This is a genomic window from Dyadobacter psychrotolerans (assembly GCF_004349265.1).
Classification (GTDB): Bacteria; Bacteroidota; Bacteroidia; order Cytophagales; family Spirosomataceae; genus Dyadobacter; species Dyadobacter psychrotolerans.
The window spans coordinates 209,268-224,884 of the sequence record NZ_SMFL01000004.1; the positions used below are offsets into that span (position 1 = coordinate 209,268).

Here is a 15,617-nt window from a genome sequence, read left to right on the forward strand (position 1 = left end):
TATTATTCGGGCAAGGATTGTAACCGTTGCCAAGATACTGAAATCACACAAAAAAGCGGGTTAATTGCATTAAAGAGCAACCATTAACCGGCCTTTAGTTTTTTAGCTTAAACTGAGTCTATTATTTTCTTTGAATTTTTCTACATGCCTATTGTTCCCGTCCTCTTGAATTTGATCTTTCCGTAGGTTTTCTTGCAGGCTGCTGGGCCGGCTGGGTTGTTGTTCTGGCCGGATTTGATGGTCTGACTGCCGGTCGGGTATTTTGTCCGGGATTTGTCGCCGGTCTGTTAACAGGCCGCTGCTGGGATGGTGCTGATACAGGCCTTTGATACTGTTCTGGTCTTGTCACGGGCCTGCTATTCTGGTTGTTTCCTGTTGCAGGCCTGGTTACATCCAGGCGGTTGTTTTGATTTGAAGGAATTGAAGGACGGACTGCCGGGTCAGGCGGCGTTATACCTGGTCTTGTATTCTGGTCATCGCTGGTCTGTGGCCTTGTATTTTGACCATTGTCAGTTCCGGGACGCGCAGTTCCGGGACGCGCAGTTCCTGGACGGGTATTGCCGGGACTGGATATTTCCGGACGCGAGATTCCGGGTCTCGAAGTTCCGGGGCGGGTATACTCGCCCGAACCTGTTGACGGCCTGCTTGTGCCGGGCCTCCCGTTTTGATCATTGCCCGGTCTGCTTACGCCAGGCCTGTCGTTATTTCCTGTCGATGGCCTGCTTGCGGGCCTTCTGTTTGGCACATAGATATTGTCTCTGGTGGCAACAACGTATTTTCGGCCGCGGTAGAGATTGGAATTATTTCCGTAGTGTGCATTGGGCCGTCCGTCACCATTTGACGGTCTGTTGATGATCACTGCCGGTCTTGGGCGGTTGGCATAATTGGGGCGCCCGCTTCCCGGACGATTGCCGTAGTAGCCACCATTCCACCCCCAGGGGCGATAAGGCGGACGGTATGCAGGCGGGCCGAACCAGCCGCCTCCATAATAGGGTCTGCTTCTTTCATAATGATACCACCCAACATTGAAGCCCAATCCAAAACTCATCGACCAGCCCGTCCAGGGATTGTAGTGCATGCCAAATCCCCAGGTTGCAGGTCGCGGCCGGTAATATCTGCCTCTCCATGGCCGGTAACGCCATCCGGTACCATACACAACCGTTGGTCCGTATATGTAGTTGCCCATGTAGCCCTGGGTATAGCCGACGTAAACATACTGGGGCGTTGATTCATAAATCTGTACATATCTTGCATTGTAAGCACTATTACTCGGTGGAATCCGGTCTACGTCAGCAGGGCGCTCATTGGCAACCTGCCAGGGACCAAAAGCGCTGTTCCCCACAAACCAGATACCATTCTCCAAAGCGTAAAACCGGTTATTCGCAGCGCGCATAACGGTGATGTTGCTGTTTTCAGCCACAGCCAGGTTAGTATTTTCGATCGGGACAAATTGAGGGTCGCCATCATAGTTTACTTCTACCTGCGCCGTATTTCGGTCCACTTTTGCAGTTTGGGGAATCTGAGCTTCCATCACTGCGTCATAAGCTTCGTCGGTTCCGGCCACGCTGGCCAGCACGCCATCTTTTTCCGAGCCCGCCGGGATATCGGCAAATGCGGGAGGCAGTTCATTTTGGGATACATATTCCCACGGGCCGTTCACCGACGAGCTTCGAAACCACCTTCCTGCCAAAAGAATGTAGTTTTTCTGACTGTCGATATCTTTAAAAATTTCGTCAAGCGAGTTATTGACATATAGTAGCGTGGAATTTGGAACCGCCTGATAAGTTGGTTTTCCTTCAGTTTGAATCAATTCGGCCGGTTCTGTAACTACTAAAATCGATGTGGGTGTTGTAAACTTGCTAACCTGGTCGTTTTCGGTGGAGGCTTTTTGTTCTTCCTGTTTCATTTTTGCATCCAGCGAACGAATTCGTGAAGGAAGATTTTTGACATTTATCCAACCTTCCTTAACGCGGGAAGAGCTGTACCAAAAACTTCCGCCATAGAGATAATACTTTTTGTCATCAGGATTTTTTACGATCAGATAAGGTGTATTCACCACCCGTGTCATTTGCAGATCTTCATCTTTTTCTTCCAACGGTTCGCCATCAAGAATAATGAGCGTAGTGGGTTTATCCCGGTAGATAATCAGGGGTGGATCGTTTTTTAAGTTTTCCTCTCCCTGTTCCTGTTTGATGGATGCCAGAAGGTTATTTTTAGAAAACTGTACACGTAGCGCCGGAAACCCGTTTTCGACCGATTTTTTGAAATCAGCACTTCCAATGCCCTCGTCTTCGGCAAACTTGGATTGTTTCACAACGACTTCCTGAACGGTATAAGTATTACCACGGCTGTCTGCAGAAAGTTGAGCCTGTATCCACATAGCGCCAAATATTGGCTCATCGGAAGATTTTTTTCGAATTGAAACTGCTGCACGTGCTTCCAGGTTATCTGCTGAGAGTTTTTCCGGCTGAGGCTCGTAGATCGTTATAATGCCACCGGCTAAGTAGGGAATTTCTTTGGGCCAGGTATCCTGAGCAGAGACCATGTGCGAGGATACGAATATCAGCAGTGCACAGTAAAGAAAAATATTGCGTTTCAAAAATTTCAATTTATGATTCATAGCTGTAATATTTAAAAGAAGTCAATTTCAGAAGTCTAAGAAGGTGGAAGTAATTTCGTTAACAGTTGATTGTCTCATAAGGAAACTGTGTTACATACTGGAAGATATTACAATTTTTGAATTTGTTTAAAATTTCGAAAAGAATGCCTGGGGATTTTAAAAAAAATAAGTTTTAGAATTGACATTAGTCAGGCGAAAATCAAGCGATTTACATATCGGTGTCTGCTGCAAAAGCATACCAATCTTCTCCATTTCAAAATCTACATTCTTCTACTTTCTTAGTTCTATGGGGTGTAATATTGATTTGAGAATTGATACAATATTATTCTTTAGGTCATGACATAATGAGTATGCGTTGGCTTATATTTGTAACACTAAACGTTATGAAGTGTTATCAATAAGGCCCAAACTCTACAAATTCTGGATCAAGCTGTTGGGAGACCCATCAAAGTTTCCGCTTCACGCACGCATTTTCCATTCCGTCACGCTAATTTCAATCGTCGGACTTGCCTATAATATCCCTTTCAATTACCTGATCGGTTTGCCCTACATTGCTGTGGCAAGTCTGGTTGTTTTGGTGATTGGAAGCGTGCTTTACTATTTATCCCGGTTTAAAAATCAGGTTAGGGCAAGCATTTTTATTTTGAATTTTGTTGGCCTGGGATTGTTCTCGATCAACTATTTTCTGAATTCCGGGATCCACGGCCCGACGGATTTGTTCTTTCTGCTGTTCCTTATTCTGACCATAGCCATTAATCCCGTAAATCAGTACAAAGTATGGATTCCTGTAAACATACTTATTGTCTCTGCATTGCATGTGCTTGAATATCTGCGTCCTGATTTAGTTCCCAATACGTACTCAGACAGACTCAGCCTGTTCGCTGATGAAACCTCAGCCTACGTCGTCATTGCGCTGATCAGTTTTTTCTGTATCGATTACATTTTGCAGAGCTACGAAAGTGAAAAGAAGTCTGCGCTGGAAAAGTCAAAAGCAATCGAACAGAAAAACCTGCAGATTCTGCGGCAGAACGAAGAGCTGGAAAAGATTAATTCTGAGAAAAATAAACTGATGTCCATCGTAGCACATGACCTACGCTCACCCTTGGCCAGTATTCAAAATTATCTGGAGCTGCTCACCGAGTTTGAACTTGAAGAAGAACAAAAGCTGGAAATAAAAAAGCAGCTTCTAAGTTCGACGAAAGATACCTTATCAATGCTCTCAAAGCTTTTGGCCTGGTCAAAATCGCAGTCTCATGGCACTGCGGCATTTCTGCAAAATCTGGATTTAAATCTGCTTCTGGAGAGCACGCTGCACACCGAAAAAACAATTGCTGCCCACAAGGGAATTGTGCTAGACTACTACTTTGAGCCTTCAACAGCAGTTTATGCAGACCGGGACATGATGCAGCTGATCATGCGTAATTTTATTGGAAATGCCATCAAGTTCACGCCCACAGGTGGCAGCATCACAGTACGTGCAGCAATGGATGCCGACGATTGTATTATAAGCATAAAGGACACCGGTATTGGCATTTCGCCGGAGAGACAGGATGCTCTTTTTTCACTGAACGCAAAATCCACCTATGGCACCAAGGGTGAAAAGGGAATGGGTTTGGGACTGTTGCTTTGCGTTGAATACATTGCCGCTCAAAACGGCCGTATCTGGTTTGAGAGCACAATAGAATGCGGGACCTGTTTTTTTATCGCGGTTCCGTTGCGGGAAAAGGAGTCCGTTGTTCGTCTATGAAATTAAATAAGTCTCGTTTGTCAGTTACTTATTAAGCAGCAACGGGTCATTTTTCACTGCCTTTTTACTCAAGATAAGGTTGCGGCCTATCAGCAAACTTCCGGGAACTCCGTTATCTATCCAGCAAACGGCAACATCATAGCTACCAACTGGAATTTTTTCCATTAATGTTACGGAAAATGATGGAGATGCATTCCTTTTACCCGACACATTGTTTAGCCAGCCTTTAGTATTCGGTCTGAGTGCATGAAGAAAGGGATGCTCATTAGACCCATTTCTGAAAAGCGCCAGGAAAACATTTTTATCCGGAACAGTTTTAGGTAAATTAGCAATGTCCAAATTATAAACTGGATAAAAAACTTCCTGATGTTCGGGCAAACCGGAAGCATCCTTATTTGTAAATGTAATATTTGGAAGGTGTCTCTGATCTCTAAGTTGTGTTACCCAATTTCCGACTTCCTCATCTTGGAAGAATACTGGAAATCGATAGTGCCTGTAAAATTTGAGGTCAGGATTATACGATCCTGTAAATTGATGTACAAAAAGGGCATGAGTATTGAAATTATAGGCATCTGCTTTCAATTCATTGTTATGGTGTATAATTGAATCGTGATATTTGACATACGACAAAAGATTTAGTACAATCGAACCCAACAAAAATGTTCCAAAGGTGTATGATTTTAACCTTCTACCGGAAACATTACTGATTACAACAAAATAGAACAAAATCAAAATACTCACCGCATAAACCTGAAAACGTATTGCGACCATGCTTTCCGCAGCATATGCGGCTCTGCCCACGGCAACCATTAGAGCACAGGCCATAAGTTCCAGAAAGCTGATGTCTGTAAGATTGAGAGGTAAAAGCATTCCTTTGTACCTGGAAGTGCTAAAACTTTTCCTGATGGTGAAAATCAGGAACAGTACGATAAAAAATCCGCCGGTAATCAGCGAAAGTGAATAGGCGTGGGAGTCCGAAATCACCTTCACGATGGATCCTGTAAATGCTATGAAACCTTTAAAAATAATTGCAATGATGGCTGGAAACGAAGGTGTTGGTGCAGATGTGGAAAAGTGAAAATCCAGGAAAAAAAGATATAGGTATAGCAACGAAAAAATAGTAAAAATGAGACTATCCTTCCGTCTGTTTTGGATAGTCAACCAAACAAGTGCAACTGCAATCACACACAGTCCATCCAGGTTGGACAAGGTCGCAGCCATGGCAAAAGGTATAGAGAAAAGCCAGTATTTTCTTTTAGAGGGCTGCAGGAAATAAAGACAGTATAGAGAAAAAGTAATGGCCAGTGTGTATTCGAAAGCTGTAATACTCCACAAATGTGTGGCCTGCACAATAGGAGAGAATAAAAGCACGCAAACCGGGGTAAAGTAAACCAACTGCTTGTTCTCAGACTTAAAGATCAGATAAAATGCATATCCCAGCAGAATCAGATTGAAGTACCCTAAAATGATCATGGTTCGAAAATTCATTGTTCCATGAAAAAGGTATATTAAAATGGTTGCAAGCCTTGAAAAAACGACACGATGATCGTTTTGCTGCTCCAGGATGGTTTTTATAAAACCTGCATCAGGATTATTGAAGTCGTTTAGTGTAGAAATAAGTGTCGAATCATCGTTATAAGGGACATTTACTGCTAAGGAAAAAATATAAATTCCGAACGATGCCATTGGAACTAGGAATAATACAATCCATAGCGGAGAGTTTAGGTAACGCTGATTCATAAGTTGAGATTGAAGAGGGTAGCTGTGAAAATTCTATAAATTTCCACGTTTCGAATTCAAATTTAGTACGTATACTACTAAATATAAAATTTATACTAAATTAAAATAGTAGTTTATTGGGGCCGGCCAAAAGTTAGTGTTGATGATTGGTAATGTAATCGAATATTTAGATGGCAAATAGAGAAATTAATGTGCAATCCGATTGACTTTAAGCTTAATCAGCAATTAAAGAAGTGCCAAAAAAAAGGTTTTAGCGAGCTTGGGCTAAATTCTGTTAAGCTAAAAAGTGTAATTGAAGTCGAAAGCTAAATTGGTTTACCTATCTGTTTGCAAAGGGTAAAATCACCGTTTCCATCCAATGCTTACGGATATTTTCAAAATATTTTATCCATTCAGGATATTCAAACGGTTTAACTGAATACGCAGTGCTGCCAAGCTGATAGGCATCTCTGGTATCATCAGCACTATCCGAGCTGCTTAGGATAATCACCGGAAGCATGGTTAAGGAGGATTCCTGCTTTTTTATTTTCTGTAATACCTGCCACCCGTCCTCTTTTCGAGGAAGATATAAATCCAGCAAGACAAGCTTTGGCAATATCGCTTTCGATTCAACTATTTCATCCAGAAACTGCAAAGCCTGTTCCGTAGTATTCACCACAATCATCTCCACCTCAGGGATGCATTTTTTGATGGCAGATTGATGATTTGCGCATGATCCGCATTGTCTTCTACAAGCAGAATCGAGCTCTTACGAAAATTGTGGTATCAAGTTCTTTTATCTTTCATAACGTACTAGGCTTGATAGGGCCGCCTGGTTTTTGCTGTGGAATTGGTAAACTTTTAATTTCAGGTCCCTGGTTGACATCAAGCCAAAATTCTGCAACTGAAGAAAATAATTCCTTTAACTTGTCGAATTCAATCGGTTTTTTTAAAAATGCATTGGCGCCGGCTTTGTAACAAGCTGCGATTTCATTTGCTTCTTCCACGCCGCTCATAACCAGCACGGGTATTTGTTTTAAATACTGATGATCCATGTTTGCCGGATCTTTCAATTGTGTCAATGTGCTGTGACCACTTAACTTTGGCATGTTCAGGTCAAGAATGATCAATGCCGGAAAATTTGATTTCTTCGATTGATCAGGATTTATCAATAATTCTACTAAGGCGTCACCGCTATCAAAAAACCGGACAGGGAAATCGGTAAGAAACTTGTCGAAAATCTGTTTTATAATAAAACGGTAATCTTCCGAATCATCAACGATATATATTACTCCTCTCTGCATGATCATGAGTTAAGTTCGCCAGAAACCCACTTATCCTGATCAATAGGTCTGTGGGAGAATAATCTTAAATGTTGTACCCTGCTCAGCGTTACTTGTAATTTCAAGTTTTGCCTCAATGAGCATACATAATCGTTTTACAATAAACAGGCCAATACCCTCTCCTGAAAATAATTTTGGCATAATAATATCCTTCTCCAACTGAATTGTTTCCGGGCCCGAATCTTGAAGATCGTTTCCGCCCTGATCGCTTAGTTTATCAATCAATTGCTGGGAGATTCCGTCTCCGGTATCCTTTATTGTAAACTGCCAGCGGGCTGTTGTTTCATCCTGTTCGCTTACAGGTTCCAGGCCCCAGTTAACCGATACTCCGCCCTGTTGAATATATTTGATCGAATTAATCAGCAGGTTTTGCGCGATACGGTGAATCTTTACAGAATCTCCTTGTACCGGAAGATTCAACGGTCCTTCAAATCGTAGCCACAAACCTTTGTCGGCTGCCATCGGCAGGGTACTTTTGCAAAGTCCGGACAGCATTTCGGCCGCATCAAAAGGAGCAATCTCGAATGTTTCCTGACCGGTTTCCAATCGGGAAAAATCAAGAAGCTGGTTCATCATGCTTGCTACCTGACGCAGATTACGCTGGATCATCGAAAGCGTGCGTGCGCGGTCTTCGTCTGTATCAACCACATCCAGCAGCGCAGTAGCACCCATAATTACCCCAAAACTACCCCGAAGATCGTGAGATGTTGATCTGAGAAATTCACCCCTTTTGCGAATGTAATCCTTCATGCTTTCGATCGACTGAAGCATCAGATTTGAATCTACCAGCTCCTGCATCCACAACGAATGCTGATTTTCTGCATCTTTGAGCACAGTAATATCGAGTGCTGTGATCACAACTCCGGTTTCATGTTTTGTGATTGAAATACCAATCGATTTTCCATCGGCTTCCTTATTTTCTTCATACAGGGAGTCACCTGTTTGCACTACCAGCCTTATTTTTTGCAGGAAGTTTTCAGGATATAAATCCTTTATATATTTGCCTACGATCTGATCAACAGGCTTATTGAATGTTTCCGCATATTTTAGATTACAAACGACAAGACTAAAATTTTCGACCTCATTTTCAGCCTGACCTGTTTCCTGAATGAAGCCAATCGCGCCGGGAAAACTATCGAGCACCGCCTGAAGTCTGCGTGCGGTCCGGCGAAGTTCCTGGTTTGTTCTTTCCAGTTCTTTATTTGCTTCTTTAAGCTCAGATGTGCGCTGTTCGACATGCAGGTTCAACTGTTGTGTAAGCGTCTTTTGCATATGCACCTCAGTGCATGTACCTATGTATCCGGTAAACTCACCCAGGGAGTTGAATCTGGGTTTGGCATTTTCCATCATCCAGCGGAACGCTCCGTCGGACCGCATGAGCCTGTATTCAATCGTAAAGGGCTGTCTTTTTATAAAGTTTGCGTTGAAAATGTTCATGTAATCAACATGGTCATCCGGATGTAAACCCTGAGCGGCTCCCAGACTTTTTTGCTGATCCATCGCATGGCCGGTAAATTCAAGCCATGCCTTATTGAAAAAGTTTACTTTTCCATCACTTTCCGCAACCCAGATCAGAGCTGGCGCGCTGTTGATCATATCTTCAAACCATGCCTTTCGTTCCTGAAGAAGACTTTGCGCTTTTCTATGTTCTGTGATGTCTTCAATTACGAGTAATATCGCTTCCTGGCGCTGCTGCTGAACAACTTTTCTTGCATGTAGTAACATGACCTTTTCTCCAATTCCGGGAAAGATCAGTTTTACCTCAAAAGCCTTGATATTAACATCACGGCGGATAACATTTTCAAGCATTGAGATCAATTCGGGCATGTCCCACTGACGGTTGTCGAGCTCATAAAGCATGCGACCTTCGGTTTCACTTTCATTAATCCTGAAAATATTATAAAAGGCTTTGTTTGCACTTTTTATCCTGAGGTCCTTATCAAGTATCAGCGTTGCCTCGCAAATGGTTGCGAGTATTGCTTCCGAATATCCGTATGCTTCTGTCAGCTGATCGTTGCGTACCTGCAGCTCCTGATTGATCGTTAACAGTTCCTCATTGGCAGATTCAATCTCTTCTTTACTGGTTTCCAGTTCTTCATTGATACTTTGCAGCTCTTCATTACTGCTGAGAATTTCCTCATTGGCCGACTGCAGCTCTTCGTTGCCCGCTTCCTGCTCCTCAAGAATTGAGTGCATATCTTCACGTAATGCGGAAAGCTCTGCTTCAAGTTCTTTAATACGATGATCGCGCACCGAAGACGACTCTTGCTCGGATACTTTCAGATGCGTGACCTCTTCAAAAAGAATTAAAAACAATCTTTGATCATTTGGCGCAAATAGCGGTACAGCCTCTATTTCGACCTGATAGAGCTGGTCTTTAATTTTTACCTCAAGACCGTTTTTACGAACAGTTGCTCCCGATTTATTTGCTTTATGGATGATATTTCTAAGCTCAAATACCAGTGATGGCCTTGCCATTTTTACCAGATTAAAACTTGGCTTACCTGGCGAAGGCTCTAAGAAAAGACTCGTCGCACCTCGGAACTGAAGGATTTCAAGTTCCTGATCCACCACAACACTTGCTGGCACATATCTGCTCAAAAGCAACGTATCAACCATCTTATCCAGCTCATTCAGGGGTGTTACAGGCATATTTTTTGACTCGTTGCTTTTAAATCCACGGCGCTCAGCCGGAGTTGATCCCATGTAGCGTGGCCTGATTTCGAAAGAGGTATTGTTGGTAGCGACATTTCTTTTTGAAAATACTTTATGATTTTTTTCAATTTGTGAAAATAGCGAAGGTGACCCGCTGGCAGCTTCCGACTTACCAAGAAGCAGAATACCGTCCGGGTTAAGGGCGTAATGAAAAGTAGTCATCACTTTCTGCTGAAGCGAACTGTCCAGGTAGATTAGCAAATTACGGCAGCTGATCATATCCAGACGCGAGAATGGCGGGTCGCGGAGTAGATTATGCGGGGCAAAAATGCATAGATCACGTACGGACTTGTTAATTCTGTAATGACCGTCTGTCTGGGTGAAAAATCGCTCCATTCTGACCGGAGAAACATCGGTTACCTCGCTTTTTACATACAGCCCCAGTCTGGCTTTGGCAATGGCCGATTCGCTCAGATCACTTGCAAAAATCTGAATGGGAAAGCTGGATACACGTTCGCCAAGTACTTCCAGCAAGATCATGGCCAGCGAGTAAGCTTCCTGGCCGGTCGAGCAGCCCGCAATCCAGATTCTTATCGGATCCCGGCTGGTTTTCTTTTTTATGATTTGGGGGAAAAGCTCTGTTTTAACATAATCCATGGTCAGAGAATCCCTGAAAAAATTTGTAACGTTAATCAGCAGATCACTATAAAGTATGTTGGCTTCTCCTGGGTTTAATTTTATATATTTTATGTAGTCTTTTAACGTTTCCAGCTTATAGAGTAACATCCGCCGAATGACCCGACGGCGAATTGTCGTAACCTTATAGTGGTCGAAATCAACTCCGATCGCTGTCTTTAAATATTGAAGAATACTTCTTAGGTCCTCATCCGATGAATCGTCCTGTTCAGGGTCTTCGGGTTCGGCCGTTTGAAGAAATATTTCTTTTTTACTGCCCAGGCGTTCGAGCTCAGTCGCAATTTCTTTAGGGGAAAGTACCATATCCACAACCCCTTCTTCGATGGCCGACTGCACCATACCCCGATGAAGTGCACTTTGATCCTGGCCCAATGTAATACCACCTGCAACTTTTATCGCCTTCAGTCCCAAAGTGCCATCCTGCCCTGTGCCCGAAAGTAATACGGCAATCGCTCCATCCTTCTGTCTTTCAGAAAGAGAAAGGAAAAATTGATCGATAGGAAGATGGATATGTGGTTTGGCAGGCCGTACGGTTAAGGTCAGCGTTCCGTTTTCAACCTCAATGTCCTGGTTTGGAGGGATAATGTAGACATGATTTGCCGTAACGGGCATCAAATGTGCAGCCTCTGTCACAGGCATTTCAGTTACGCGTCCCAGAATTGCTGAAAGCTGGCTTTCGTGCTGTATGGGCAAATGCTGAATGTAAACAAACGCCATCCCTGTTGAAGGTGACAGGTTTTCTAAAATCTCTGTTACTGCTTCAAGACCTCCGGCAGATGCACCAATAGCAACGATGGGGACAGGCACATTGCTGACAGGTAGTTCTTTGAGAACCTTCTCTTGTTTGGACATTGCCTTCGTTTTATAATAAATTTCTCGGGGTATCTTAAATATCGGAAAGTAGAAAGGTAATCTACCTATTGCCTTTTTAGCAGAGTTACTCGTTTAAAAACACTCAAAAGACAGCTGTTTTAAAATGATCTGTCGTGTTATTTTCCAAGACTGGCAATATTACTACAATATACTCAAAACACGTATCGCGGATAATAAAAAATGCTTTTGCAATGCGTCTTTTAATGACTAATGTTACATGATCTTTACGCCATTTGCTTTGAACTTTTGCAGCAGTTGTTCCAAAAAGTAACTTCTGAAATTCGGTTCTGCATAAACGTCAGTGATCCATACCAATATTTTCAGCTCTACACTATCGGCAGTAAGGCCATTGAATAAAATCTGTTTGGGAGCCTTTTTAACAATTCCTTCGCTCGAATCGACGGTTTCATTAATCAGCTTTTTAACCAGGTTCAAATCCGCATCCTGGTTTACCTTCAATATGATCTCACTTTTCAAATGTGAATCGTGCGTTGTGTAGTTAACCAATCTGCCCGACAGCAGATCGCCGTTCGGGATAATCACCCTTGATCCCTGTGGTGTAAGCATTTTGCTGGACCGGATTCCAATGTCGAGCACCCGGCCTTTTTTGTCAGCCAGCTCGATGTAATCACCAATGCTAAAGGGTTTTTCAAAAATCAGGATGATACCAGAAACGAAATTGTTTATGATATTTTGAAGACCAAGTCCGATACCAACGCCCAAAGCACCAAGCAAAACTGTAATCTTATCCAGCGGTACGCCCGAAACAGTTGTCGCAAAAAGAAAGCCGATAACGAATACCAAAAGACGAATTAAAGCCAGTTTCGAGCCTCTTTGCACCTTGTTGTTGGAGAAATCCACATCACCTTCTCCAAAGAGAAGTCCAATGTTTTTCTGCAAAAGATTTGCTGCATAAATTATTACAGAGAAAAACACGATGTTGGCCAGCGTAAAGTTCAGATTACCCACAGTGCGTTCCTTGTCAAGAATCTGACTGATGAAGCGGCCAACCGAATCCAGAATATTCAGGTTGATAAGAAACACAAGTACCCAAAGCCAAACGGAGATGAAAGTGAGCCCGCGCTGCAATGAATTGCGGCTTTTTGTCACATTTATTTTTGAAAAGACGCCACCTGAACAAGAGCTCACCTTAATGTGCAGTTCCAGCGCTTCACTCACAATCTGGATGAACATAGCCAGACTGATTACCTGAATGACTCCGCTGATTCCGGTGATATTAAAAGACTTGGCAAGGCTTAATCTTCCAAAAATGTTCAAAAGTACCGACAAGGCAGTCAGAATAATATGGATCACCAACACAGGACGGATGTGTTTGGGATCCAGCCCAATTGTGTCCGCTCTTCTGTAAAAACGAATACCGACATAAATCGAAGCGCAGCTTAGAACAATCAAACCTGATCTCAGGATCAGACTTTCGTTTACAATTACATTAAAGAAAATGACCGTAACGTATAACAGCACCAGAATCAGCCACCACTTCATTCTGTGTTTGTCGAGCTGTTTATGAAACAGAAATGTAAGGGTGATCAGTTGTAAAAACTGGTTTAACTCAATGTAAATCGACGGAGAATGTGGCTCAAACAGGGGTGTAAGTGTAAAGAGTACAACCAGACAGGCCAAAACCGGTCTTGGGGAGATCAGCTTAAAATCCAGGGGTCCTGCCAGGGTGGCCAGTGCAGGCCTTTTGATTTGACGGTAGTTATAAAATACCCAGGCGAAAAAGCCTGCAACAAGCAGGATTAGTAAGACCCGGTTGTCCCAGGTACTGTTAAAAAAGTAGCGTAATATTTTATCCTGACCAGAATAGGTCACTTTGATCATTTTAGCAATTTTCTGTGATTTATCCGTAACAGGTGAATTCCACAGGAAATCTGCTTCCTGTCCAAGCACGTTTTGATCAGAATCCTCTAAATAGTCATTAACCGTATTTTGTAGATCTGTGGAGGTAAAATAAATTGCCGATGCTTCTGCCAGAAGCCGGCTTACCGAATCCAGATTAGCAACCGTTGTCTCACCCGATTTTTGAAGCCGTTGTTTAAGGTCAGTGATTTGTGAGGCATATAGTGTTCTTTGGGTGGTATCATCATTGACAACCGATAACAGCGAATCTGAAGAAAAAGCAATTATCTCATCTGACATACGCTGTAAATCGGAATTGGATTTGGCCAGCGCGTTTCTCCACTCAGAGCTGTTCTTTTGAAGATCAGTCAACATGATCCTGTAATTGAGCAAATCCTTCGAAGCGGGCAGGGGGTTACTTACTTTAATTGCTTCGCTTATCTGGTCCAGGTTGGTTCGCGCCTGAGCAAGGTTTTTTCTGAACTTCTCAGAATTATATCCTTTTTTATTGGAGGCATTTATCTGCGTGAGCTCAGCCTGAACTTTCTCGAGTCTGAACAACAGTGTATCAGGAATAACCTTTACCGGCCCTGTTTTTACCGAGTCGTTTTGGGCCTGAGCAGAGTTATAAGAAAAAATAAATACCTGTAATAGAACAAGTATGGAAATGTAAAAATGAAACGTTTTGGGTATTTTGATATCCCTCATGCAATGATCGAAATTGAGAATAAAACAGGCGGCAAAAAATGATGCCACGTGCAGTTTACGAACCGGCGACAGATAAAACTTCGCGCGACTTATGACAGTAAAGATCATAAACGGCCGTTACACTTTGGGTATATACGGCGTAAAATATCTACAATCAGCTCATCGTCAGGATATTATTTAATTTGCCGTCTGACTGTAATGTGTAAAAACAAGCCTGCTACCTAAGGCAGTGGAAATCAACGATTGTGATGCTTAATTGCGGTTGGACATGACAGATATCTGATAGGATGGGTCTGTGTGTTGCTCCCCTAAGGACATGTAACCGGATGATAAGATATAGAATTTCTTCAAACTGAGATCATTAGGCGTACTGGAATGGCATTTGCTTACAATGGATTATAGATGCATATATTATTTAAATTAAACAAACCAGAACATGAAAAATATAAAATCAGCAACCCTGGCCACTTTATTAATGGCATCGGCTGCGGCATTCGCACAAACACCGGCTTCTCCGACAACCAGTCCTACGACGCCAACATCGGTTCCGCCGACACAAACGACACCGACATCCCCAACTACCACACCGGTTTCGCCTCAGGTAGAACCTACTTATAAACCGCAAACGGAGCTTAACTCGTCGCCAACCCAGCCGCCAACAGGTAATCCTTCAGAGGATACGCTTATTCGGGGACAAAGGCGATCGGGTATGAAAAACAACGATATGTTGATGGATTCCACGAAAAATAAAAGAGGCAATATGCCTAAGATGAAAAAGAAAGGAACCAGTGAGGACACAACTTCCAGAGGAAACAGAAGAAACCGGAATAACTAGGTAAAAGCCTATTCGAAAAACGCCCGAAAGCTGAAAAGATTTCGGGCGTTGTTTTTGACAAAAAATCTGATTTACAGATATGATTCAGGTACACTTTTTTTGTAGACAAGGTAAATTAAAACAACAAGATTATGGCCACTAAAACACAAAGTGCACCAAAATCCACTGGTGCCGATAAAACCAAAAATGCTGCGAAACCAAAGGCAGCATCGGTAAGAAAAACCACAAAGAAGACAGGCAGTTCTCAATCGCTGCGCACTACAAATCACGATGAGATAAAAGCCTGGGTCGATAAGCGCGGAGGTACTCCGGCGACTGTTATAGGTACAGAAAAAAAGGACAATGCAGGACTTCTACGAATAGATTTTCCAGGTTACTCCGGAAAAGATACCCTGGAAGCAATCAGTTGGGATGACTTTTTTGAAAAATTCGATGAAAGTGACCTGGACTTTTTATACCAGGAAAAAACGGCCGGCGGTAAAGAGAGCCGTTTTAATAAATTCGTTTCGAAAGAATAATTGCTTTAGCACACCATAAAAATGAAGAAAGTCCTGGCATACG

At 42.8% G+C, this 15,617-nt stretch carries 9 protein-coding genes; 3 read left to right on the forward strand and 6 right to left on the reverse strand.

Going from position 1 to position 15,617, the window contains the following annotated elements; all coding sequences use genetic code 11:
- Positions 1-148 precede the first annotated feature (148 nt).
- The gene (locus E0F88_RS12580) at positions 149-2,620 is read right to left on the reverse strand and encodes a hypothetical protein (RefSeq protein WP_131958609.1); all 2,472 of its coding nucleotides are present in this window, start codon (positions 2,618-2,620) and stop codon (positions 149-151) included.
- Positions 2,621-3,008: 388 nt separating this feature from the next.
- On the opposite strand from E0F88_RS12580, the gene E0F88_RS12585 reads away from it, so the two are divergent.
- Positions 3,009-4,367, forward strand: coding sequence for a sensor histidine kinase (locus tag E0F88_RS12585; protein ID WP_131958610.1), 1,359 nt, complete (start codon positions 3,009-3,011; stop codon positions 4,365-4,367).
- Positions 4,368-4,391: 24 nt separating this feature from the next.
- Here E0F88_RS12585 and E0F88_RS12590 read toward each other — a convergent pair whose 3' ends face one another.
- The 5 genes from E0F88_RS12590 to E0F88_RS12610 all read right to left on the reverse strand — a co-directional run bounded on the left by E0F88_RS12590 (position 4,392) and on the right by E0F88_RS12610 (position 14,329).
- Positions 4,392-6,107 (reverse strand): hypothetical protein, encoded by a 1,716-nt coding sequence (locus E0F88_RS12590; RefSeq protein ID WP_131958611.1) that lies wholly within the window; start codon positions 6,105-6,107, stop codon positions 4,392-4,394.
- 319 nt (positions 6,108-6,426) lie between these two features.
- Entirely contained in the window at positions 6,427-6,798 is a 372-nt protein-coding gene (locus E0F88_RS12595; RefSeq protein ID WP_262709883.1) for a response regulator, read from the reverse strand.
- Positions 6,799-6,889: 91 nt separating this feature from the next.
- Positions 6,890-7,390, reverse strand: a complete 501-nt coding sequence (locus E0F88_RS12600; RefSeq protein WP_165940054.1) for a response regulator — start codon at positions 7,388-7,390, stop codon at positions 6,890-6,892.
- A 39-nt stretch (positions 7,391-7,429) separates the two neighbouring features.
- A complete protein-coding gene (locus tag E0F88_RS12605; protein ID WP_131958614.1) occupies positions 7,430-11,632 on the reverse strand; it encodes a CheR family methyltransferase in 4,203 nt (1,400 codons plus the stop codon).
- Between the two features lie 234 nt (positions 11,633-11,866).
- Positions 11,867-14,329 (reverse strand): mechanosensitive ion channel domain-containing protein, encoded by a 2,463-nt coding sequence (locus E0F88_RS12610; RefSeq protein WP_131958615.1) that lies wholly within the window; start codon positions 14,327-14,329, stop codon positions 11,867-11,869.
- Between the two features lie 328 nt (positions 14,330-14,657).
- Here E0F88_RS12610 and E0F88_RS12615 point away from each other — a divergent pair, with 328 nt between their 5' ends.
- Positions 14,658-15,056, forward strand: a complete 399-nt coding sequence (locus tag E0F88_RS12615; RefSeq protein WP_131958616.1) for a hypothetical protein — start codon at positions 14,658-14,660, stop codon at positions 15,054-15,056.
- Between the two features lie 131 nt (positions 15,057-15,187).
- Complete coding sequence (locus tag E0F88_RS12620; protein WP_229213755.1) at positions 15,188-15,574, forward strand: hypothetical protein; 387 nt, start codon at positions 15,188-15,190, stop codon at positions 15,572-15,574.
- The last annotated feature ends 43 nt before the right edge of the window (positions 15,575-15,617 follow it).